Source organism: Sulfitobacter sp. M39, assembly GCF_021735935.1.
Lineage (GTDB): Bacteria > Pseudomonadota > Alphaproteobacteria > Rhodobacterales > Rhodobacteraceae > Sulfitobacter.
In genome coordinates this window covers 2,893,857-2,915,967 of the sequence record NZ_WMDZ01000001.1, presented here as the reverse complement: position 1 = coordinate 2,915,967, position 22,111 = coordinate 2,893,857, and the positions used below count along the sequence as shown (strand labels likewise).

The following is a 22,111-nucleotide window of genomic DNA, read 5'->3' as shown; positions in this document are numbered from 1 at the left end:
CGCCGCGTTTTGGGTTGCGGTGCGCAGGCTTGAGCGACATTCTCGCCGCAACAGCCCGGAGTATCGCCTTGGGCTTATCAGGTCGCTGTTCGGTTTGCCAAGCAGACGAACGCGTTAATGGAGGAAAACTATGCCCTATCGCGCCCCTGTCGAAGATTTTGCCTTTCTGTTTGATCATGTCGTAGGGCTGGACGCTGTGCGTCAGACCGAACGCTTCGAGGACGCCAGCGAAGACGTCACCCGCGCGATCCTCGAAGAGGCGGGCAAGATGACCAATGACGTTCTGGCCCCGCTGCAACGCGCCGGCGACCAGACCCCCGCCAAGCTTGAAAACGGCGTCGTGCGCACCTCGCCCGGTTTTGCCGACGGGTTCAAGGCCGTGGCCGAAGGCGGCTGGATCGGCATGTCGGCCGACCCCGAATTCGGCGGCATGGGCCTGCCCATGACCCTGACGACCGCCGTTAACGAAATGATGAGCGGCGCCTGCCTGTCCCTGCAACTTGCCCCCTTGATGAGCCAGGGCCAGATCGAAGCGCTTGAGCATCACGCCAGCGACGCGATCAAGGAGCTGTACCTGCCCAAGCTGATCAGCGGCGAATGGACCGGCACGATGAACCTGACCGAACCGCAAGCGGGGTCGGACGTGGGGGCACTGGCGACCAAGGCCGAAGACAATGGCGACGGCACCTATGCGATCTCGGGTCAGAAGGTCTATATCACCTGGGGCGATAACGACTTTGGCGGTAACATCTGCCACCTCGTCCTAGCGCGTCTGCCCGGTGCGCCTGCGGGCACCAAAGGCATCAGCCTGTTCCTCGTGCCGAAATATCTACCCAATGACGACGGCAGCCTCGGCAATGCCAATAGCCTCAAGGTGGTGAGCCTTGAGCATAAGCTGGGGATTCACGGGTCTCCGACATGTGTGATGCAATATGACAAGGCGACCGGCTGGCTGGTCGGGGCCGAACAAGGCGGTATGGCGGCGATGTTCACGATGATGAACAACGCGCGGCTTGGCGTTGGCGGGCAGGGCATCGGCATCGCCGAAGCGGCCTATCAGCACGCGCTGGCCTATGCGCTGGACCGCAAACAGGGCAAGACATCGCGCCCCGACGGCACTGGCACCATCGTGGACCACGCCGATGTCCGCCGCATGCTGATGACGATGAAGGCCGAAACCTTTGCCGCCCGCGCCATTGCGCTGTGCTGTGCCAAGGCCATCGACATGACGAACGCGACCGGACAGGCCGAATGGAAAGCCCGCGCAGCCTTCCTGACCCCGATCGCCAAAGCCTTTGGCACCGACACCGGCATGGCCGTCGCTGAAATGGGCGTTCAGGTCCACGGTGGCATGGGCTTTATCGAAGAAACAGGAGCCGCGCAGTACAGCCGTGACGTGCGGGTGACCGCCATTTACGAAGGCACCAATGGCATTCAGGCGATGGATCTGGTCGCGCGCAAGATGATGGACGGGGGCGAGGCCGCGAACCGTTTGCTGGACGAGATCGAGGCAGACGCCGAAGCCGCCCGCGACGTTTTTCCGAATATGACGGATGCCCTGTGGCAAGCATCGGAAACCCTGCGCGAGGCGACCGACTGGCTGACCGAGCAATCGAACATGGACACGCGTTTTGCTGGGGCGGTGCCGTACCTGCGGGCCTTTGCACGGGTGCTTGGCGCGCATATGCACCTCAAGGCGGCGTTGGCCGACAAGGGCGGGCCACGCGAAAAGCTGGCGCGGTTCTACATCCTGCGTCTGTTGCCGGAACACGTTGGCCTGCTGGCCCATGCCCAAGCGGGCGAGGCTGATCTTTTCGCGCTTTCCGCTGACGAACTGGCCGCCTGATGCCTGATACCGCGCCCACCGGTTTGCGTTTCCCCTGGGAGACGCCACCCGCCCATGATGCCGCGATAGAGGTCGCGCCCGGCGTGCTTTGGCTGCGTCTGCCGCTGCCGATGAAGCTGGATCACGTCAACGTCTATGCCTTTGACGAAGGCGACAGCTGGACGATCATCGACACGGGCTTCGCGTCGAAAAAGTCCAAGGCGCTGTGGACGGAGCTGATCGCGGGGCCTTTGGACGGCAAGCCGGTGTCGCGGGTGATCGTGACCCACCACCACCCTGATCACATCGGGCTGGCGGGCTGGTTCCAGACCGAACACGGGGCAGAGCTGGTGACGACGCGCACCGCGTGGTTGACCGCGCGGATGCTGACCCTCGACCCGCAAGAGGCACCGCCAGCCGAGACGCTGGCTTTCTATAAACTTTCGGGGATGGATACCGCGCTGTACGAGAAACGCGCCTCCGAGCGGCCATTCAACTTTGCCGACATCGTCTCGCCTCTGCCGCTTGGCTTTACGCGGATCAAACAGGGCGACGAGATCACCATCGGGGGACGCGTGTTTGACGTCCATATGGGCAATGGTCACGCCCCCGAACACGCCACCTTCTGGAGCCGTGATGACAATCTGGTGATAGCAGGCGATCAGATCCTGTCGTCCATCAGTCCCAACGTCGGGGTCTATGCCACCGAACCCATGGCCGACCCTATTGGCGAATGGATCGAGGCCTGTGAGCGTCTGTCGTTGCTGGCGCGCGAGGATCATCTGGTGCTTGGCGGGCACAAGCTGCCGTTCACCGGTCTACCCACCCGCATGCGCCAGTTGATCGAGAATCACCACAGCGCCCTGCGCCGTCTGGAAAAGGCGATCGCAGAGCCGAAATCGGCGTCCGAATGTTTCTCGACCCTGTTCAAGCGCAACATCGGCGAAGGCGAATACGGTCTGGCGCTGGTTGAAGCGGTCGCGCATCTCAGCCATCTTTACCAAACGGGCCGTGCCACACGCAGTTTGCGGGCGCAGGACGGGGCTTGGGTGTATCAATCAAAGGGCTGACCGATGGATAACGAGATCAAGACAGCGGCCGAAGCGATCGAGGCCGACGCGCTGCCGCGCCTCTACGAGGTGCATTCAGACCCCGACAGCCGCAACGCCTCTGACCAGCCGGTGCCCAAGGGGATGACCCAAAAGCCCGCCGCGCAGAAATCACCGGCGCAATGGGCCTACGAGCGGGTCGTGCTTTACCTCAAGAATTTCGAAGAGCAGCTGGATGGCGATCACGAGGTCGCAATGGGGTTCGCAGGCGGTGACGCCGGTGTGCTGCGGATCGAGGGTATGGGCTATTTCGATCCGGACATCGTGACCTTTTATGGCAAGGATAATGCTGGCGGGCGGATGCAGCTGGTGCAGCATGTCACCCAGTTGAATGTCGCCCTGCGTGCGCTGCCCAAAGCGGTGCAGGAAGCCCCCGCGAATCGTATCGGTTTCCGCCTTGCAGAAGACCTCGAGACGCAAGAGCCGGCACAGACAGGCGAAAACACCTGATCCCGCACGTTTTGATGCCGTGACATAGGCAGATGAATACAGTATTCCCCAGTTCAAATCATACGCACGTTAAGACAAGGATCGCGCAAATGGCCAAACATGAACACGGCTCTATGGATACCAGCACGCACGAGAAGACTTTTGACAGCTTCATGAACTTCGTCAAATGGTCGAGCATCGTGATTATTGCCATTCTGGTCTTTATGGCGATCTTCGCGCGCTAAGGCGGGCAAACCTAACCTACGGGATATTTCTATGCGTGTTTGGATGGCTTTGGCCTGCGTCGGGCTGCTTGCGGCCTGTGCGAATGATACCGGGATTGATAACACACCGGCAGAAGTCGCGGCGGCCGCCTATGTGGCACCGGGGCCACGATCCATCACGTTGATGACGATGATCAACAACCGCACCGGCAGCGGCGGCCATACGGCGCTGGTGGTCAATGGCTCGCAGCAGGTGATCTTTGACCCCGCCGGTTCCTTCCGCGATCCGCGCGTGATTGAACGCGGCGACGTGCTTTACGGTATGACGCCCAAGTGGATTCAAGGCTACAAATCCTCGCACGCACGCAGCACCTACCATGTTGTCAGTCAGGAACTTCAGGTGACGGACGCGCAGGCGGAACAGATCTTGCAGCTTGTGATGTCGAACGGCACGGTAGCAGGGGCGTTCTGCGCCAATGCGACCTCGGGCATTCTGTCGCAGGTCCAAGGGTTCGAAAGCATCTCCAAGACCTTCTATCCTGCCAAGCTCAGCGAACAGTTCGCCAGCTTGCCCGGTGTCACGACGACAAAATACTACGAGAATGACGAAGGCGATGTGATCGACGCGGTGCAGGCGTCGCTTCTAGCCCAGTAACCAAAGCAGACTGTAAAGCGTGGCTGCACCGCTGATGATGGCGAGCAGCACGTTCTTGGTGATCACCCCGATTGTCAGGGCCGCAGCTGCTGCCGCCATGCGCGGCAGATCAAGCTGCCCGTCCGTGGCTGCGGGCCAGATCACCTGCGGAGCCACCAGCGCGGGCAGGATCGCCACCGCCGTATAGCGCAGGTGCCGTAGCAGCCATGCGGGCATCTCGCGGTCGCCAACCAATCCGGTAAAGACAAAGCGCAGCCCGAAGCTGCCGATGCCAAGGGCGATGATCACGAACCAAAGTGTGCCGGTGTTGATATGATCCATTATACCGCGTCCTGTTCAGGGTGTTGGGGCTGGCGCCGTTCCAGCCAAAGCTCTGTCTGCGCACCGGCCATCATCCCCGCAAGCCCCGCGATGATCAGCCCCAGCGAATAGGGCACACCCGCCGTCAACAGCCCCGCGACAGAGGCGACCAGCGCCGCGACCACATGGGCCGGCGTGCGGAACATCGGCGCGATCATGGCCAGAAAGGTGATCGGCAGCGCAAAGTCCAGCGCCCAGCTTTCGGGGATCTGCGCGCCTACCATCGCCCCCACCAGCGTGAACAGATACCACAGCGGCACAATCGGGGTCACACAGCCAAAGAAATACGCCATCCGCTGCGGGATCGTCATATCGGGCTGTTTCTCGTACTGCGCCATCGCGCAGACATAGGATTGATCGACCGTCAGATAGGCCGCCAGCGCGCGCTGCCACAACGGGGCGGAGCCGATGTAAGGGGTCAGCGACGCGGAATACATCGCCATCCGCAGGTTCACCGCCAGCGCAGAGGCCAGCACGATCGCCGTCGGGGCATGTTCCTGCATCAGTTGCAACGCGGTGAACTGTGCTGCCCCCGCAATGACCACAACCGAAAAGGCGAGCGTTTCGAATACGTTCAATCCTGCCTCGGTGGCGAGGATGCCAAACAGGGACGCAAAGGGGATGATCACCAGAACAAAGGGTGCGGCGTCGGCAAGACCTTTTCGAAAGGCCGATTTCGTGGTGGTGATGGCCATGCGTTCCCCCTAGATTGCCGGGACATGCTTAACTGCCGCTTTGGGGGGATGCAATTGTCCGTCAAGACAGACACCGATGCTTATTTGATCGCACCGCAACCGGGTTTGGCGCGGCTGACCCGCGCTGTGACCGGGCGGGATCACACAGGGGCGGAAACAACCATCAATGTGGTCGAGGAACGCCCGCTGACGATCTATCTGAACGCGCAGGAAATTGTCACCGCGATGACGATTGGCGATTACCCCGAATACCTCGCGCTTGGGTTCTTGCGCAATCAGGGCATGCTGCGCGACGGCGAGGATATCACCAGCGTCGACTACGACGAAGAGCTTGAGGTCGTCGTGGTCCGCACCGCCCGCAAAACCGATTACGAAGACAAGATGCGCAAGAAGACCCGTACCTCCGGCTGTGCGGTCGGTACGGTTTTCGGCGATATGATGGAGGGGCTGGAGGATGTGTCTCTGCCCACGACCCCGCTGCGGACATCGTGGCTGTATGACCTTAGCGCGCAGATCAACCGCACGCCGAGCCTGTACCTGGAAGCCGGGGCGATTCACGGCACGGTGCTGTGTCAGGGCAATCGCCCGCTGGTCTATATGGAGGACGTGGGCCGCCACAACGCGGTCGACAAGATCGCGGGCTGGATGCTCTCTGAAAATGTCTCGGCCGAGGATAAGATACTCTATACCACGGGGCGACTGACGTCCGAGATGGTGATCAAGACCGCGATGATGGGCATCCCCGCGCTGGTCTCGCGTTCCGGCTTTACCGCCTGGGGGGTAGAGATCGCGCAGCAGGTGGGGCTGACGCTGATCGGACGGATGAAGGGCAAACGCTTTATGTGTCTGGCGGGCGAAGACCGGTTGATCCGTGACGCGGACCCCGACGGAATCGCGGATGAACCGAAACGATCTGGGCGAAAGGGCAGCGCATGAAACAGCCACTTGGGGTGATCCTTGCCGGTGGGCAGGCGACGCGGATGGGCGGCGGCGACAAGGGGCTGTTGCAGCTTGGCGGTCAAAGCTTGCTGGGTCATGTGATTGAACGGCTGACCCCGCAGGTGGATCGCGTTGCGTTGAATGCCAATGGCGATGCCGCGCGGTTTGCGGGGCTGAAGCTGCCGGTGTTGCCCGATAGTATCGATGGATTCGCCGGTCCCCTTGCGGGCGTGCTGGCCGGGCTGGATTGGGCCGCTGAACAGGGCGCGGATACCATCGTCACGGCGGCGGCGGACACGCCGTTTTTCCCCGGTGATCTGGTCCCGCAGCTGTTGCTGGCAAGCGAGGGGATGACCCATCCGCTGGTGCTCGCAGCTACGCCGGATGCCAAACGCGGCACCGCGCGGCACCCGACCTTTGGCCTTTGGCCCGTAGCCTTACGCGACGATCTGCGCGCCGCCTTGCAGGGGGGGCTGCGCAAGGTCGTGATGTGGACCCAAACGCATGAGGGTCGCGAAGCGCTGTTCCCCCATGAGGACGCGTTCTTTAACATCAACACACCCGAAGATCTGGCCCGCGCACAGGAGATGCTATGAGAGTTTACGGCGTCGTCGGCTGGAAGAACGCAGGCAAAACGGGGCTGATGGAACGCCTTGTGACCGAAATTACGGGCCGCGGGTTTTCAGTGTCTACCGTGAAACATGCGCACCACAGCTTTGATGTGGATCACCCGGGCAAGGACAGCTACCGCCACCGCGTCGCAGGCGCGCGCGAGGTGCTACTGGCCTCGCGCAACCGATTTGCCCTGATGCATGAGCTGCAGGGCGAGGATGAACCCACGCTCGACGCGCTGCTGGCCAAACTCGCACCCGTCGATCTGGTGCTGGTCGAAGGCTATAAACGCGACGGTCACGCCAAGGTCGAAGCGCATCGGGCCGAAACCGGCAATGCGCTGATCGCGCCGGAGGATCCGACGATCAAAGCGATTGCCAGCGACACCCCCATGACGTTGGATCGCCCCGTGTTCGATCTGAATGATACCAGCGCCATCGCCGATTTCATTCTGGCCGAGGTGGGCTTGTGAGCCATTTCGACACGTTTGTTGTGGCCGATTGGTCGGGTGGTAATGACACCGGACCGACCCCGCGCAAAGATGCGATTTGGGCGGGGGTGTCGCGGGGGGGCGTCTCGGACAAACCTGTCTATCTGCGCAACCGGTCCGAGGCAGAGGCTTGGATCGCCGCGTTGATTGAGGCGGAACTGGCGCAGGATCGCCGCCTGTTCATCGGCTTCGATTTCCCCTTTGCCTACCCCAGCGGTTTTGCCGAGGCTCTGACTGACAGCGACGATCCCTTCGCCCTGTGGGAGTGGTTCGAGGCGCGGGTCGAAGACGCGCCAGACCGTAACAACCGTTTCGATCTGGTGGCAGAGATCAATCTGGGTCTGGGCGATGGCAGCGGCCCTTTCTGGGCCAACGGCCTGCCCAACCGCGATATCGCAGGGCTGCCGCGCACCAAGGCGGGCTACGCCAACCCTTTCCCCGACAAGCGCGCGGCGGAACAGCGTGCCAAGGGCAGTTTCACTTGCTGGCAAATGGCGGGGGCAGGGGCTGTCGGATCGCAGGTGGTCATGGGGCTGCCTGTGCTGTCACGCCTGCGTGCTCGTTTTGCCGGTCATGTCGCCGTCTGGCCGTTTGAAAAGCCGGATGCGCAGGTGGTCTTGGCCGAGATCTGGCCGTCGCTCACCGTGGGGCCTGCCCCTGACGAGATGATCAAGGATGCGTGGCAGGTTGAGGAGCTTGCACGGCAGCTGGCCGCCGTCCCTGCCGCCGATCTGGCGCAGATGCTGGATGTTGAGGCAGCGGAGGAGGGGTGGATTTTCGGACTGGGGTTCGAACATCTGCTCAAGGCCCCGCCCCCCCTGCGCAACGATTGTTTTGCCCTGCCGCCGGGCGTGCATTGGACGCCGGTGGACGAGGCGCTGGCGCAGTTGCGGGCGCGGCTGCATCCGGTGACCCCTGTCGAAGACGTGCCTTTGGCTGCCACCTTGGGGCGTATCGCCGCGGCGGATGTGCTGGCACGCCGCGCCAATCCGCCGCTGCCCAATACGGCTGTTGATGGCTATGGCTTTGCCGGCGGGCGCGAGGCCGGTGCCCATGCGATGCCGCTGGCCGAGGGGCGCGCTGCGGCAGGGGACGCGCCGGGGGCGCTTGTCGAAGGGCAGGCGATCCGCGTGCTGACAGGGGCCGCGTTGCCCGAAGGCGTCGATACCGTGGTGCTGCAAGAGGACGTGACCATCGACGGACGCACCGTGCGTTTTAACGGGCCGGTGAAACAGGGTGCCAATACCCGCAAAGCGGGGGAGGATGTGACAGCGGGTGCCGTGACACTGCGCGCAGGACGACGGATTACAGCGGCGGATATCGCTTTGCTCGCGGCCACGGGGACGGCGTCTGTGGCGACCCATCGGCGCTTGCGCGTTGGCGTGCTATCGACAGGGGACGAGATCGTCGAGGCCGGTCGGACCGCGGCTGACGGGCAGATATTTGATGCGAACCGCCCAATGTTGCTGGGGTTAATATCGCAGTTCGGACATCAGGGCGTGGATCTGGGGCATGTGGGCGACGACCGCGCGGCTTTGCGCACGCGGCTAGATGAGACGCAAGGCCGTGTCGACGCAATCCTCACCAGCGGCGGTGCGTCAGCGGGGGATGAAGACCACGTGTCGGCCCTTTTGTCCGAGGCAGGGGCGCTTGATCTGTGGCGCATTGCGGTCAAACCGGGGCGGCCTTTAGCGCTTGGCATGTGGCAAGGCGCGCCGGTTTTTGGTCTGCCGGGCAACCCCGTGGCGGCTATGGTCTGCACCCTGATTTTCGCGCGCCCTGCGTTGGCGAGACTGGCGGGGCAGGACTGGCCTGAACCGCAGGGGTTCGACGTGCCCGCAGATTTCAGCAAACGCAAGAAACCTGGGCGGCGCGAGTATCTGCGCGCGCGGATGCGCGACGGGCGGGTGCAGGTCTTTGCATCGGAAGGGTCGGGGCGGATCAGCGGACTGGCTTGGGCCGAAGGATTGGTGGAACTCCCGGACGCCGCGGCCGACATCAAGCCGGGCGATCTGGTGCGCTATATCCCCTATGGGTCTTTCGGGATCACCTGACCGCTAGTCGAACGTCCCTGCCACGCGGCCCAGCAACATGAAGGCCCGCACGGTGCGCGTGTCGGTCAGTGCCGAGATGTCGGCGTCAGAGGCCTCGGCTTCAAAGGCGGCAAAGGCGCGGTCGAAACGGCGCAGGAAGTGGTGTGCTGCATCGCGGAAGATCGGGTCTTGCTTCATCCGGGCACTGGTCAGCGCCAGCGAGGACCGGTCACGGATGCCGCCCAAAGCTGCGATCGGACGGCCTCGGGCCCCTTGGGCGAATTGGCGCCAGATTTCGGGGCGTGCACGGTCGGGGCGCAGGTCATCCATGTAGATGCCGTCCTGGCTGAGTAGCGTCAGCACGTCCTGCGATGCCTGCACCAGCTGGGATGCGTTGCGGTCTTTCAACGCCTTGCGCAGCGCCGAAAAGCCTTCGGCATCCTCTGCCGTTTCGGGGAAGTTCAACGCGCGAATGAAATCTTCATGCGACAGCGGTGGGGTCATATCCGCGGCCGAGGTGCCAAGCGCCAGCGCGGGCTGGTCATCGACCACCGCAGGCTTGAGAGGCGCAAGGCGGGTGCTGGCGTCGCGGCGGCTTTGGAAGGTGGCCAGCGTGCTTTCGGTCTTGCGGGCGGCGGCGGCAATTTCATCCAGCTTGCGCGCGACGGTCGCGTCTGCGCCAAGGTTCTGCCCCTGCTGTTGCGCGATATACGCCTGCCGGATCGCGTCGATCGCGGCCTGCAAGCGTTTGCTTTCCTCGCGCATGACACGGCTGGCGCGGGCTGCTGTGGCGGCGACCCAGATCATGCCAACGGGCATGAAGATCGCCAGCATGGTCATCAGGAACCGCAAGCCGGCGCCGCCCGTATCGGGTTGCTGATCCGACGGCAGCATCAAGAAAAAGATCGCGGACCCCAGCAACCACACAGCGCTTAGCGCTGCGGCGATGAGTTCAATGTTCGAAATCCCGCCGTCATTCGGGCGCGAATAGACGCCAAAGGGGGTGGACCGCGCGGATTGGCGCGGCGCGTTCGGTGTCAGCTGCGGTTTGTCGGTCATCTCTTTGTCCCCGGCTTATGCGTAGACGATTTTGAGAACCTCATAGGATTTGTCCCCCCCGGGTGTCCGCACCTCGACGCTGTCGCCTTCTTCCTTGCCGATCAGGGCGCGGGCGATAGGGGATTTGATGTTCAGCAGGCCTTTTTCGATGTTGGCCTCGTATTCACCAACAATCTGGTAGGTCTTCTCTTCGTCGGTGTCCTCGTCCACGAGGGTCACGGTCGCGCCGAACTTGATCGCGCCGGACATCTTGGCCGGGTCAATCACATCCGCAAGGGAGATCACGCCTTCAAGCTCTTTGATGCGGCCTTCGATGAAGGACTGCTTTTCCTTGGCGGAATGGTATTCGGCGTTCTCGGACAGGTCACCGTGTTCGCGGGCCTCGGCGATGGCTTTGATGATGGCAGGGCGTTCAACCGACTTCAGATGCTTGAGTTCGGTTTCCAAAGCCGTGTGACCGGCGCGGGTCATGGGGATTTTTTCCATCAGGGGGCGTCCACGCAATGAGGGTCACAGCCCCCGAACTGTCGTCCGAGGGTGCAACCGATTTGAATTGATCCTTACCTGACCCAAACTGCCCCGCGATTGCAAGAGCAGAGTCAGCCCGTCCGCGGCAATCCGCGCTTAGTCATCGTATTGGACCAGCTCGTATTCGACACCGTCATGGTCGCGAAAATAGAAGCGCCGCCCGGGTTCGTAATCGGCGTGGTTCACCGGCGTGAACCCCTGCGCTTTGACCAAGGTTTCGGCGGCGTCCAGATCATCGACGGTCACCCCGATATGGTTCAGCGCGCCGGTGGTGTCATAGCTGCTGGTGCCCGTGGCCGGCGTCATCTTCGGTGTGTAGAGCGCCACGTATGAGCTGTCGGTCCCGATATGTATAGTATGTCCGCCCGCAATCGCATCGCCTTGCCAGCGGATACGCCAGCCAAAGATCTGCGCCATCCAGGCTGCGGTGGCTTGCGGGTCGGTTACGGTGATGTTGGCATGTTCCAATTGTGCTGGCATTGCTCTGTCTTCCTTCCGTGTTTGTGACGTTGACCCTATGGTGTGTAATTTCTAAACCTAACTTTAGGTCAAGGATTATTTCGGGGAATGTCTATGGCGGTGAATGACGGGTTGTCGATTGGCGCTTTGGCGCGGCGCACAGGCTTGGCGGTGTCCGCCATCCGCTATTACGAGGCGCAAGGGTTGATTAAACCGTGGCGCAACAGCGGCGGGCAGCGACGGTTCGAGCGTGCCGATCTGCGGCGGCTTAGCTTTGTGATGATCGCGCAGCAGTTCGGCTTTACCTTGCCGCAGATCAAGCAAGAGCTGGACCGCCTGCCAGATGGGCGCACCCCAACCAAACAGGACTGGGCGCGTATCAGCCAAGCGTTTCGTACAACGCTGGACGACCGGATCGCGACATTGACCCGTCTACGCGACGACCTAGATGGGTGTATCGGATGCGGATGCCTGAGCCTACAGGCCTGTGCGCTTTATAACCCCCAAGACCGCGCGGGGGAAAAAGGGCAGGGGCCGCGCTATCTGATGGGAGATCCGCGCAGCTAGCATTTTACGGTGCGAAACAATATTGCTGCACCTGCAACATTTAAGATGCAAACTGTCGTGGGTGCGCTAATTTACGCTGTGTTGCGATTGCAATAGCGACCGTGCTGGTTTAGCGAAATCCAAACCGTTTTCTGCCCGAAGAGGAGCCCCAAATGGCCGAAGTTGAACGCGAAGCAATGGAATATGACGTCGTTATCGTCGGTGCGGGCCCTGCCGGTCTGTCCGCCGCGATCCGTCTGAAACAACTCGACGCCGACTGCAATGTGGTCGTGCTGGAAAAGGGCTCCGAGGTGGGGGCGCATATCCTGTCGGGTGCGGTTCTGGACCCGATCGGTCTGGACGCCCTGATGCCCGACTGGAAAGAAAAAGGCGCGCCGATCAAGACCAAGGTCGAGGAAGACAACTTTTACATGCTGGGCGAGGCGGGTAAAATCCGGGTGCCGAACTTCCCCATGCCGCCGCTGATGAACAACCACGGGAACTACATCGTTTCCATGGCCAATGTCTGCCGCTGGATGGCAGAACAGGCCGAAGAGCTGGGGGTCGAGATTTTCCCCGGTATGGCGTGCTCCGAATTGGTCTATGGCGACAATGGCGAGATCAAAGGCGTTGTGGCCGGTGAATTCGGCATCAGCGCCGATGGCACCAAGGGCGACGGCTATGAGCCCGGTATGGAACTGCACGGCAAATACGTCTTCCTGTCCGAAGGCGTGCGCGGCAGCCTGTCCAAGCAGGTGATTGCGAAATACGATCTGGACGCCGGTAAAGAGCCGCAGAAATACGGCCTTGGCATGAAAGAAATCTGGGAGATCGACCCCGCCAAGCACAAAGAGGGCACCGTGACCCACACGATGGGCTGGCCTTTGAACAGCAATGCGGGCGGCGGGTCGTTCATCTATCACATCGAAAACAACCAGGTCTACGTCGGTTTCGTTGTCCACCTTGGCTACAAGAACCCGCATGTCTTCCCCTACATGGAATTCCAGCGCTTCAAGCACCACCCGATGGTTGCCGAGCTGCTGAAAGGCGGCAAGCGCGTGGCCTACGGCGCGCGCGCCATCACCGAAGGCGGCTACCAGTCGATGCCCAAGATGGTCGCACCCGGTGTGGCGTTGCTGGGCTGTTCCGTGGGCATGGTCAACGTGCCGCGCATCAAGGGTAACCACAACGCGATGCTGTCGGGCAAAGCTGCCGCCGAAGCGGCCTATGACGCGATCCAGGCAGGCCGCGCCGGTGACGAGCTGACCGCCTACGAGGAAGATGTCCGCAGCGGCGAGATCGGCAAAGATCTGAAAAAAGTGCGCAACGTCAAGCCGTTGTGGAGCAAGTACGGCCTTGTGACCTCGCTCGCCGTGGGTGGGTTCGACATGTGGACCAATACTTTCGGCTTCTCGCTGCTGGGGACGCTGGGGCATGGTAAATCCGATGCCGAAGCGACCGAAAAAGCCGACAAGCACAAGAAGATCGACTACCCCAAGCCCGATGGCAAGCTCAGCTTTGACCGTCTGACCAACGTGGCGTTTTCGTTCACCAACCACGACGAAAGCCAGCCCGCGCATTTGACGCTGAAGGATCCATCGGTGCCGGTGAACATCAACCTGCCGGAATACGCTGGCCCCTCGGCGCGGTATTGCCCCGCTGGCGTGTATGAATTCGTCGAGGAAGACGGCAAGGACCCGCGCTTTGTCATCAACTTCCAGAACTGCGTGCACTGCAAGACCTGCGACATCAAAGACCCGACGCAGAATATCGTCTGGACCACGCCGCAGGGTGGCGATGGCCCGAACTATCCTAATATGTAAGCGTCGCTTGCGGGCCTGACGTGTAAGCATCACTTACTGGATGAAATCGATCAAAGGCGTGCTGCGGCGCGCCTTTTTTCATGCAAGGTTCCGCCGATATAGGATAAGCGGGATGTCCCTTTGGATAGGCGGCATTGCGCTTGGTCGTGAACCTGTTAGCCTTGCGCGCAAATACAAATGAGGCGTGCCAGTATGATCCGTAACCTTCTGTTGACCGCAAGCGTCTTGGCGCTGACCGGAGCCGTTGCAATGCCCGTACAGGCGCAATCGGCGGCGGGGGCCTATCTTGCCGGTCGGCATGCTGCGGTGCGCAGTGATTTTGCGGAATCTGCCAAATATTATGGCGAGGCGCTGGCGCTTGATCCCAAGAACCCCGAATTCCTTGAAAGCACGGTTCTGGCGCTGCTCTCGCTGGGGGATATCGATCGCGCCCTGCCTTTGGCGCGCATCATGGCCGCGTCGGACCAGCCCGGGCAGATCGCCTATCTGGTGACAACCGCTGGCATGGCACAGGAAGAAAACTATGCGGGTCTGATCGAACAATCCGCAGACGAGGGCGGGATCGGCCCTTGGGTGGACGGTTTGGTCAAGGCTTGGGCGCATGTGGGCGTGGGCGACATGACCGCCGCCATCACCCAGTTCGACGATCTGAGCAAAGAAGCCGGCATGCAGGGGTTCGTGCTGTATCACAAGGCTTTGGCACTGGCGTCGGTCGGAGACTACGAAGGGGCGGAGGCGATTTTTGCTTCGAACCAGGCGGGATCGGCAGGGCAGACACGGCGCGGTGTGATCGCGCGGGCGGAAATCCTTGGCCAACTAGGGCGCAATGAACAGGCGCTTGCGCTGCTGACCGATAGTTTCGGGGCCAGCAGCGACCCTGAACTTGACGGGTTGGTCGCCGCCTTGCAGGGGGAGGGGCAGGTCGCCTTTACCCAGATCCCCGATGCCAAGGCAGGCATTGCCGAAGTCTTCTTTACCTTCGCCGCCGTGCTGCGCAATGAAAGTGCCGGTGACTACTATGTGCTGCTTTATTCGCGCATCGCGCGTTACCTGCGCCCCGATCATATCGACGACCTGTTGCTGACCGCCGATCTGCTGGAAAACATCGGCCAGTACGAGCTTGCGATCGAGGAGCTGCAGGACGTACCCGCCGACAACCCCGCCTATCACGCAGCCGAGCTGGGGCGCGCGGCCGCATTGCGCCGGTCGAACAAACCAGAGCAGGCGATCGAGGTTCTGCAACAGCTGACCCGCAGCCATGGCACATTGCCATCGGTCCACTCCGCCTTGGGCGATGCGCTGCGGGCGCAAGACAACTTCAAGGCCGCAATCAAATCCTATGATCGCGCGATAGAGCTGACACCCGAAAGCAATCCGCAACGCTGGGTTCTGTATTACGCCCGCGGCATTGCCGAAGAACGCTCTGGCAATGGCGAGGCATCCGAACGCGATTTTCGCGCCGCTCTCAAGATCAACCCCGATCAGCCTCAGGTGCTGAACTACCTCGGCTATTCGCTGGTGGAACAGGGGCGCAATCTGGACGAAGCGTTGAACATGATCGAACGCGCTGTCGCGGCGAGCCCTGACTCGGGCTATATCGTCGATTCACTGGGTTGGGTCTTGTACCGTTTGGGCCGCTACGAAGAGGCCGTCGACCAGATGGAGCGGGCCGTTGAACTGGTTGCCGTTGATCCGGTGGTCAACGACCATCTGGGCGACGTTTACTGGTCCGTTGGCCGTCAACGTGAGGCAGAATTCCAATGGCGTCGGGCGCTATCGTTTGTGGATCCCGAAGACACAGACAGCGAGGCCGATCCCGACCGCATGCGCCGCAAGCTCGAGGTGGGGCTGGACGCGGTATTGGCCGAAGAAGGGGCCGAACCTCTCAGCAAAGCCTCTGCCGAGAAATGACGACCCAAGCCGCTGCCCTCGGTGTTGCCAACGCGGGTTTCGCCTGGGCCAAGGTAAACCTGACCCTGCATGTCACCGGGCAGCGCAGCGACGGCTACCATCTGCTGGATAGTCTTGTGGTGCGCGCCGCCGTGGGCGACCGGATCGCGGTATCCCCCTCTGACCAGCTTGAGCTGTTTATCGATGGTCCCTATGGCGGTGCCGCCCCCCATGATGACCGCAACCTCGTGGTGCGTGCGGCGCGGCTGCTGGACGCGGGCGCGGGCAGGGGGGCACGGCTGCATCTGACGAAAAACCTTCCCGCCGCGGCAGGGATCGGCGGAGGATCAGCGGATGCGGCCACGGCGCTGCGCTTGCTCTCGGCGCATTGGGGGCTGCCGGTGCCCGACGATGTGGCGCGACTGGGTGCCGATGTTCCGGTTTGTCTGCATGACACCCCCCAGCGGATGGAGGGGATCGGCGAGCGTTTGACGCCCGCGCCCAAGCTGCCGCCATGCTGGCTGGTGCTGATCAACCCGAACAAATCCGCCGCCACGCCCGAGGTCTTCTCGCAGCTCGATTCCCGCGCCAACGCGCCCATGCCCAAAGAACTACCCGCATTCACCAGCGCGCCTGCGTTCGCCGCCTGGCTGGCCACACAGCGCAACGATCTGGAGGCACCGGCGATCGAGGTGGTGCCAGAGGTGGCAGATTGTCTGGGCAGCCTAAAGGACGCGCTGCTGGCGCGTATGTCGGGTTCTGGTGCGACCTGCTTTGGCCTTTACGAGACCGAGGCACTGGCGCAGCGCGCCGTCACGCGTATTGCCGCGGCACAGCCCGGCTGGTGGGTCACCGCCGCACCAATGCTGGGATAGCTTCGGCGCGCCCCAGTGGGGGACGACTAGCTAATACGCGCGACGACGTAATCGGCCAGATCGTGCAGCATCTGCGTCAGCTCGTGATCCGGCAGGGTGTTCAGCGCAGTCTTGGCCTGTTCCGCCCATGCCAGCGCCTCTGCCTTGGTTCCATCCAGAGTGCCATGTGCTTTCAGCAGCGACAGAGCGTGTTCAAGATCGCCGTCCTCCTGCTTGCCCTTCTCGATGGTGCGGGTCCAGAAGGCACGTTCGGCTGCGTCGCCCTTGGCGATCGCCTTGATCACCGGCAGGGTCAGCTTACGCTCGCGGAAGTCATCGCCGATGTTCTTGCCGGTGGCATTCGGGTCGCCCTGATAGTCCAGCAGATCGTCAACAATCTGGAACGCGATGCCCAAAGCATCGCCATAGTCGAAAAGCGCCTGAACCTGTGCGTCAGGGGCCGTGGCAATCACCCCGCCCACCTGCGTCGCCGCCGAAAACAACGCCGCCGTCTTCCCGCGCACGACCTGTAGGTAGATGCCTTCGTCCGTGGCCAGATTCTGCGCGGCGGTCAGTTGCAGCACCTCGCCCTCGGCAATCGTGGCGGAGGCATTGGCCAGGATCGCCAGCACGCGCATGTTATTCGTCTCGGTCATCAGCTGGAAGCTGCGCGCGAAAAGGTAATCGCCCACCAGCACCGAAGATTTGTTGTCCCACAACAAGTTGGCCGTCGGCCGTCCACGACGCTGCGCGCTTTCATCGACCACATCGTCGTGCAGCAGGGTCGCGGTGTGAATGAATTCGACTGTGGCGGCAAGGTGCACGTGGTAGGGGCCGTCATAGCCGCACAGACGCGCCGCAGCGAGGGTCAGCATCGGGCGCAGCCGCTTGCCGCCTGCCTCTACCAGATGGGCCGTGACCTCGGGGATGCGCGGCGCATGTTCTGACGCCATGCGGTCGAGGATCAGATCGTTCACCGCGGTCATATCCGCGCTGAGATAGGCCGCCATCCGGTCATGTGGTTTCTGGGTGTTTTCGCTCGTCATTTACACGACCTTAATTGGAAGGCTCGACAATCAACGTCGATTGCCCTTACATCTCTGTTATGAAGGAACTTTTGCGCACAACCGACCCGACGATAATCGCCTTTGCCAGCGCCCTTCTTCAGGGCGAGGATATAGACTGCTTTCCGCTGGACGTAAACATGAGCGTGCTTGAAGGCGGGATCGGCATTTTCCCCCGCCGCTTGATGGTGCACGACGACGATTACACCGCCGCAACGCGGGTCCTGCGCGACAACGATATCCCCACCGGGTTGCCCAAATAACCGCTGTGGACGTCTTTGACCCCGACGCGCTCACGCGGGATGCGTTTCTGGGCGGCAAGCTGCATTTGTGGCAGCCGCGTAAAGGCTACCGTGCGGGCGTCGACCCTGTTTTATTGGCTGCAACGGTTCCGGCGCAGGCCGGTCAGCGCGTGCTAGAGCTGGGCTGCGGGGTAGGGGCGGCGTCGCTTTGTCTGGGCGCGCGGGTGCCGGGCTTGCAGCTGACGGGGGTCGAGATCCAGCCTGCATATGCCGCACTTGCACGGCGCAATAATCCAGCATTTGAAGTGGTCGAGGCCGACATTGATGCCATGCCGCTGGCCCTACGGCAGCGACAATTTGACCACGTTCTTGCCAACCCGCCGTATTTCGATCGGCATGCCTCTGTCGCTGCGACGAACAGCGGTCGTGAAACCGCCTTGGGTGAAGCGACCCCCTTGGAAACCTGGGTCAAGATCGCGGCCAAACGCCTTGCCCCGAAAGGGCAGGCGCATTTTATCCATCGGGCGGAACGCCTGCCCGATCTGATCCGCGCGCTACCCCATGATATGGGCAGCATAGAGGTGCTGCCAATCGCACCGCGCATCGGTCGCATGGCTGAACTGGTCATCCTGCGCGCGCGCAAAAGCGGGCGGGGGGCGTTTCGCCTCAACGCGCCCCTTATCATGCACGAAGGCGCACAACATTTGAGCGACGGCGACAGCTATGTGCCCGAAATACGAGCGGTCCTGCGCGAGGGCGCAGCGCTGCCATTCTAAGCAGCCTCTCGCCGATATCTCAACTTGTCGATAGTTTTGCTGCGCTGCCGCGTGACAGGTGGAATATTTCGTGCTTCAATCATTCTACGCAACATAACCTAAGGAGAGTTACATGGCTTTTGACGCACATCTGGATGCTCTGAAACGGAAGCATTTGGCAATGAGTGACGCTGTAGAACAGGCCCAACGATCGCCGAGTATGGACGGGCTAAAGGTTGCGAATATGAAAAAGGAGAAGCTGCGCTTGAAAGAGGAAATTACCCGGCTTTCCGCCTGACAGATTATAATTCCGTTGGCGTGCCCATTGGGCCGCCGACAAAAAGGCCAGCGCGAAATGCGCTGGCCTTTTGCGTTCATGTCGGCCGTTTAGACCAGATGCTGCGCACCATTCGCGGTGATCGTGGACCCGTTGATAAAGCCCGCATCATCGCTGACAAGGAATACAACCGCGCGGGCGATTTCTTCGGGTTCGCCTAGGCGGCCGGTCGGGATTTGCGCCACGATAGAGTCGCGCACCTTCTCAGGCACCGCCATCACCATATCCGTCGCGATATAGCCGGGGCAGATCGCATTCGCGGTAATATTGGCGCGCGCGCCTTCCTGAGCGAGTGATTTCACAATGCCCAGATCGCCTGCTTTGGTCGCGGCATAGTTCACCTGGGCGAACTGACCTTTCTGCCCGTTGATCGAGCTGATGACGACGATCCGACCGAACTTGCGCTCGCGCATGCCAGGCCAAACCGGGTGGATCGTATTGAAAACACCCGTCAAATTGGTGCCAACCACTTCGTTCCACTGGTCGGGCGTCATCTTGTGGAAAGGCGCGTCGCGGGTGATACCTGCGTTCGCTACGACCACATCAACTGGCCCTAAATCTTCTTCGACTTTGGCAATCCCGGCTTTGGAAACGTCATAGTCGGCGACGTTCCATTTGTAGGTTTTGATGCCCGTGGTTTCTGTAAACTGCGCGGCGGCCTCGTCGTTTCCGGCGTATGTTGCCGCGACGGTGTATCCGGCGTCTTTTAAAGCTGTGGAAATAGCCGCCCCGATCCCGCGGCTTCCCCCTGTTACAAGTGCAACACGTGACATAAATCTCTCCCCTAAAGGCAATGTTGTTTCGTTTGCCTTACTAAATTCGTAATTAAATTACGTGGGGAATTTGTAGTCAGGCTTAGGTTTCATTGCAACAGTTTACGCAGGGAAATAGCAGATGTTTTTCCGGTGGCGCGGATTATCGTCGAATGCACGCCACCGGAAGCCGTTGATTAAGGGTTATGGACGCTCAAGACACATGGCCACGCCCATGCCGCCGCCGATGCACAGAGTCGCGAGACCTTTTTTCGCGCCGCGTCGCTGCATCTCGAACAAAAGCGTGTTCAGGATGCGCGCGCCGGAGGCTCCGATGGGGTGGCCGATTGCGATGGCACCGCCGTTCACGTTCACGATCGATGGATCCCACCCCATGTCCTTGTTAACCGCGCAGGCCTGCGCCGCGAACGCCTCGTTAGCTTCGACAAGGTCTAGATCCTCGGCCTTCCAGCCCGCTTTCTCAAGCGCTTTACGCGACGCATAGATCGGGCCGGCACCCATGATCGTCGGGTCCAGGCCAACGGTGGCGTAGGATGCGATGCGCGCCAGCGGTGTGATCCCGCGCTTTTCGGCATTATCCGCGGACATCAGCAATGCGCCAGCGGCCCCGTCGTTCAGGCCGGACGCATTGGCTGCAGTGACGGAACCGTCTTTGGTGAAGGCGGGGCGCAGTTTCTGCATCGCCTCCATCGTGGCGCCGTGACGGATGTATTCATCTTGATCGACAACCACCTCGCCCTTGCGGGTTTTGATGGTGAAAGGCACGATTTCGTCTTGGAATTTACCGGCCTTCTGGGCGGCTTCGGCTTTGTTCTGCGAGGCAACCGCGAATGCGTCTTGGGCATCGCGGCTGATGTCCCATTTAGCGGCAACGTTTTCAGCTGTTTGACCCATATGGTACCCGTGGAACGCATCCCACAGACCGTCGCGGATCATCGTGTCGATAAGTTGCATGTCGCCCATTTTCTGACCCGGACGCAGATTTTGTGCGTGGGGGCTCATCGACATGTTTTCCTGACCACCGGCTGCCACAATATCGGCGTCGCCCAATTGGATGTGCTGCGCTGCCAAAGCGACCGCGCGCAGACCGGAACCGCAGACCTGGTTGATTGACCATGCCGGACTTTCGATGGGCAGGCCCGCATTTACATGTGCCTGACGGGCAGGGTTTTGCCCCTGAGCGGCGGTCAGAACCTGACCCAGAATTGTTTCATTGACCTCGGAAGGGTCGATGCCTGCGCGGGCGACGATCTCTTTCAGCACCGCGGCACCCAGATCGTGCGCGGGTGTATTTGCAAAGGATCCGCTGAAGCTGCCGACAGGCGTGCGCGCTGCGGATGCGATGACAACGTTGGTCATATGTGTTCTTCCCCTGAACTACTGACGTGGGGTAATATAATACGGCGTTTTCCCGTTCCCCCGTCTTCTATGGTTTGGACATATCCCATTGCTGCACATGCGGCAATCGCGCCATGTTCTCTTACGCATTTTTGCGCTCTTCCGGCGTGCTCTGCCAGTAGGGTTGGGTAGTTGGTGCGCCATAAAGAAAGCCCTGTTGGCAATCGACCCCAAGCGCAAGAAGCAGGGATGCATCGTCTTGATTTTCCACCTGTTCCGCGACAGTAATCATGTCGAAGTTCCGCGCGATCGACACCATGATTGACACGATTGCACGATTGTCGGGGTGGTCGCTCACCCCGCGGGCGAACTGTCCGTCGATCTTCAGAATGTCGAAGAACATCTCCTTCAAATAGCGGATGGCGATGTAGTCAGAGCCAAAATTATCCAATGCAAAGCAAACGCCCCGTGTCTGGAGCTGGTCCATAAAGCTGGAGACGAGCTCTGGCATCTGCATCGCCGATTTTTCGCTGATTTCCAGAATGAGACGTTCGCCAATGGTGCCGTCGCGCGACAGCCACCGGTTCAGGAGGTTCGTCCATCCCGCATACCCGATAGAGCGCGCGGACATGTTGATCGAAAGGCGCAACCCTTTGTTTTCGCTCAGCGCGGCAAGTCCAGCATTAAGCGACAGCACATCAATCTCGCGGCCAAGCTGCGTCTTCTCTACCACGGGCATGAATTCGCGGGCGGGAATGACGCGACCGGTGGGATCCAGAATGCGAATAAACCCCTCGTAAAAGGCGATTTTGGGGTCGTCCGCGTCACGCATGACAGGCTGGTATGCCATCAATGTCTGATTATGCGCGACAGCAGCCCTGACCATGGCCAGTGTGCTGCCGTCGCGTTGGGTCAGCGCGTAGTCGAGCGGGTTGTTCGACCCCTCGGGCAGATCGGCGAGCGGGTGTGGTGATATATCTTCCAAAGTGACGCTTCCATTTATCGCTGTTCTCATGTCACCTTGGCGCGCAAACTTGTAACGCCGGGTTAACGCGGCAATGCAGTACAAATT

25 protein-coding genes are annotated in these 22,111 nt (G+C 61.1%); 16 read left to right on the top strand and 9 right to left on the bottom strand.

The annotated features are described in order from the left end of the window. Nucleotides 1–130 precede the first annotated feature (130 nt). The 5 genes from GLP43_RS14115 to GLP43_RS14095 all read left to right on the top strand — a co-directional run bounded on the left by GLP43_RS14115 (nucleotide 131) and on the right by GLP43_RS14095 (nucleotide 4,242). Complete coding sequence (locus tag GLP43_RS14115) at nucleotides 131–1,846, top strand: acyl-CoA dehydrogenase (protein ID WP_237279794.1); 1,716 nt, start codon at nucleotides 131–133, stop codon at nucleotides 1,844–1,846. Then, nucleotides 1,846–2,895 (top strand): MBL fold metallo-hydrolase, encoded by a 1,050-nt coding sequence (locus tag GLP43_RS14110; protein WP_237279793.1) that lies wholly within the window; start codon nucleotides 1,846–1,848, stop codon nucleotides 2,893–2,895. The genes GLP43_RS14115 and GLP43_RS14110 overlap by 1 nt, the downstream gene beginning before the upstream one ends. Before the next feature lie 3 nt (nucleotides 2,896–2,898). After that, a complete protein-coding gene (locus tag GLP43_RS14105; protein ID WP_237279792.1) occupies nucleotides 2,899–3,384 on the top strand; it encodes a DUF6173 family protein in 486 nt (161 codons plus the stop codon). Between the two features lie 89 nt (nucleotides 3,385–3,473). Then, on the top strand, nucleotides 3,474–3,608 hold the full coding sequence (locus GLP43_RS14100; RefSeq protein WP_009825233.1) for an aa3-type cytochrome c oxidase subunit IV: 135 nt from the start codon (nucleotides 3,474–3,476) through the stop codon (nucleotides 3,606–3,608). Between the two features lie 31 nt (nucleotides 3,609–3,639). Next, nucleotides 3,640–4,242 carry a hypothetical protein gene (locus GLP43_RS14095; protein ID WP_037966046.1) on the top strand — a complete coding sequence of 201 codons (603 nt, stop codon included), beginning with the start codon at nucleotides 3,640–3,642 and terminating at the stop codon, nucleotides 4,240–4,242. Here the strand turns inward: GLP43_RS14095 and GLP43_RS14090 are convergent. Together GLP43_RS14090 and GLP43_RS14085 are read right to left on the bottom strand one after the other, a co-directional pair. Next, nucleotides 4,231–4,563, bottom strand: coding sequence for an AzlD domain-containing protein (locus GLP43_RS14090; protein ID WP_009825231.1), 333 nt, complete (start codon nucleotides 4,561–4,563; stop codon nucleotides 4,231–4,233). The two genes, GLP43_RS14095 and GLP43_RS14090, sit on opposite strands and share 12 nt — an antisense overlap. Beyond that, a complete protein-coding gene (locus tag GLP43_RS14085) occupies nucleotides 4,563–5,297 on the bottom strand; it encodes an AzlC family ABC transporter permease (protein ID WP_005849629.1) in 735 nt (244 codons plus the stop codon). The genes GLP43_RS14090 and GLP43_RS14085 overlap by 1 nt, the downstream gene beginning before the upstream one ends. A 48-nt stretch (nucleotides 5,298–5,345) precedes the next feature. Between GLP43_RS14085 and GLP43_RS14080 the strand changes: the two genes are divergently transcribed. From GLP43_RS14080 to GLP43_RS14065, 4 genes are read left to right on the top strand one after another with little or no spacing between them, the layout of a single operon-like run. Beyond that, entirely contained in the window at nucleotides 5,346–6,233 is an 888-nt protein-coding gene (locus GLP43_RS14080; protein ID WP_237279791.1) for a formate dehydrogenase accessory sulfurtransferase FdhD, read from the top strand. Then, nucleotides 6,230–6,832, top strand: coding sequence for a molybdenum cofactor guanylyltransferase MobA (gene mobA, locus GLP43_RS14075; protein WP_237279790.1), 603 nt, complete (start codon nucleotides 6,230–6,232; stop codon nucleotides 6,830–6,832). The genes GLP43_RS14080 and mobA overlap by 4 nt, the downstream gene beginning before the upstream one ends. After that, the gene (gene mobB / locus GLP43_RS14070) at nucleotides 6,829–7,320 is read left to right on the top strand and encodes a molybdopterin-guanine dinucleotide biosynthesis protein B (RefSeq protein ID WP_237279789.1); all 492 of its coding nucleotides are present in this window, start codon (nucleotides 6,829–6,831) and stop codon (nucleotides 7,318–7,320) included. Before mobA ends, mobB begins: the two co-directional genes overlap by 4 nt. Further along, nucleotides 7,317–9,392 carry a molybdopterin-binding protein gene (locus GLP43_RS14065; RefSeq protein ID WP_237279788.1) on the top strand — a complete coding sequence of 692 codons (2,076 nt, stop codon included), beginning with the start codon at nucleotides 7,317–7,319 and terminating at the stop codon, nucleotides 9,390–9,392. Before mobB ends, GLP43_RS14065 begins: the two co-directional genes overlap by 4 nt. Before the next feature lie 3 nt (nucleotides 9,393–9,395). On the opposite strand, the gene GLP43_RS14060 is transcribed toward GLP43_RS14065, so the two are convergent. The 3 genes from GLP43_RS14060 to GLP43_RS14050 all read right to left on the bottom strand — a co-directional run bounded on the left by GLP43_RS14060 (nucleotide 9,396) and on the right by GLP43_RS14050 (nucleotide 11,438). Then, nucleotides 9,396–10,430 (bottom strand): hypothetical protein, encoded by a 1,035-nt coding sequence (locus GLP43_RS14060; RefSeq protein WP_237279787.1) that lies wholly within the window; start codon nucleotides 10,428–10,430, stop codon nucleotides 9,396–9,398. 15 nt (nucleotides 10,431–10,445) lie between these two features. Beyond that, nucleotides 10,446–10,916, bottom strand: a complete 471-nt coding sequence (gene greA, locus GLP43_RS14055; protein ID WP_005849618.1) for a transcription elongation factor GreA — start codon at nucleotides 10,914–10,916, stop codon at nucleotides 10,446–10,448. A gap of 138 nt (nucleotides 10,917–11,054) precedes the next feature. Next, nucleotides 11,055–11,438: a VOC family protein gene (locus tag GLP43_RS14050; protein ID WP_237279786.1), complete on the bottom strand. Its 384-nt coding sequence runs from the start codon at nucleotides 11,436–11,438 to the stop codon at nucleotides 11,055–11,057. A 93-nt stretch (nucleotides 11,439–11,531) separates the two neighbouring features. Between GLP43_RS14050 and soxR the strand changes: the two genes are divergently transcribed. The 4 genes from soxR (at nucleotide 11,532) to GLP43_RS14030 (ending at nucleotide 16,551) form a co-directional block, all read left to right on the top strand. Beyond that, nucleotides 11,532–11,984, top strand: a complete 453-nt coding sequence (gene soxR, locus GLP43_RS14045) for a redox-sensitive transcriptional activator SoxR (RefSeq protein WP_237279978.1) — start codon at nucleotides 11,532–11,534, stop codon at nucleotides 11,982–11,984. 152 nt (nucleotides 11,985–12,136) lie between these two features. Further along, nucleotides 12,137–13,786 carry an electron transfer flavoprotein-ubiquinone oxidoreductase gene (locus GLP43_RS14040; RefSeq protein ID WP_005849615.1) on the top strand — a complete coding sequence of 550 codons (1,650 nt, stop codon included), beginning with the start codon at nucleotides 12,137–12,139 and terminating at the stop codon, nucleotides 13,784–13,786. Between the two features lie 192 nt (nucleotides 13,787–13,978). After that, complete coding sequence (locus GLP43_RS14035; protein WP_237279785.1) at nucleotides 13,979–15,697, top strand: tetratricopeptide repeat protein; 1,719 nt, start codon at nucleotides 13,979–13,981, stop codon at nucleotides 15,695–15,697. Continuing rightward, on the top strand, nucleotides 15,694–16,551 hold the full coding sequence (locus tag GLP43_RS14030; RefSeq protein WP_237279784.1) for a 4-(cytidine 5'-diphospho)-2-C-methyl-D-erythritol kinase: 858 nt from the start codon (nucleotides 15,694–15,696) through the stop codon (nucleotides 16,549–16,551). Before GLP43_RS14035 ends, GLP43_RS14030 begins: the two co-directional genes overlap by 4 nt. A 26-nt stretch (nucleotides 16,552–16,577) precedes the next feature. On the opposite strand, the gene GLP43_RS14025 is transcribed toward GLP43_RS14030, so the two are convergent. Then, entirely contained in the window at nucleotides 16,578–17,576 is a 999-nt protein-coding gene (locus GLP43_RS14025; RefSeq protein WP_237279783.1) for a polyprenyl synthetase family protein, read from the bottom strand. Nucleotides 17,577–17,635: 59 nt separating this feature from the next. Here GLP43_RS14025 and GLP43_RS14020 point away from each other — a divergent pair, with 59 nt between their 5' ends. The 3 genes from GLP43_RS14020 (at nucleotide 17,636) to GLP43_RS14010 (ending at nucleotide 18,889) form a co-directional block, all read left to right on the top strand. After that, the gene (locus tag GLP43_RS14020) at nucleotides 17,636–17,857 is read left to right on the top strand and encodes a putative signal transducing protein (RefSeq protein WP_074634802.1); all 222 of its coding nucleotides are present in this window, start codon (nucleotides 17,636–17,638) and stop codon (nucleotides 17,855–17,857) included. A gap of 5 nt (nucleotides 17,858–17,862) precedes the next feature. Then, on the top strand, nucleotides 17,863–18,612 hold the full coding sequence (locus tag GLP43_RS14015; protein WP_009825220.1) for a tRNA1(Val) (adenine(37)-N6)-methyltransferase: 750 nt from the start codon (nucleotides 17,863–17,865) through the stop codon (nucleotides 18,610–18,612). 112 nt (nucleotides 18,613–18,724) lie between these two features. Further along, nucleotides 18,725–18,889 carry a YdcH family protein gene (locus GLP43_RS14010; protein ID WP_005849604.1) on the top strand — a complete coding sequence of 55 codons (165 nt, stop codon included), beginning with the start codon at nucleotides 18,725–18,727 and terminating at the stop codon, nucleotides 18,887–18,889. Nucleotides 18,890–18,978: 89 nt separating this feature from the next. Here the strand turns inward: GLP43_RS14010 and phbB are convergent, their stop codons facing one another. The 3 genes from phbB to GLP43_RS13995 form a co-directional block, all read right to left on the bottom strand. After that, on the bottom strand, nucleotides 18,979–19,701 hold the full coding sequence (phbB, locus tag GLP43_RS14005; RefSeq protein ID WP_237279782.1) for an acetoacetyl-CoA reductase: 723 nt from the start codon (nucleotides 19,699–19,701) through the stop codon (nucleotides 18,979–18,981). Between the two features lie 183 nt (nucleotides 19,702–19,884). Further along, entirely contained in the window at nucleotides 19,885–21,060 is a 1,176-nt protein-coding gene (locus GLP43_RS14000) for an acetyl-CoA C-acetyltransferase (RefSeq protein WP_237279781.1), read from the bottom strand. Nucleotides 21,061–21,181: 121 nt separating this feature from the next. Continuing rightward, complete coding sequence (locus tag GLP43_RS13995) at nucleotides 21,182–22,024, bottom strand: EAL domain-containing protein (RefSeq protein WP_237279780.1); 843 nt, start codon at nucleotides 22,022–22,024, stop codon at nucleotides 21,182–21,184. Nucleotides 22,025–22,111 lie beyond the last annotated feature (87 nt).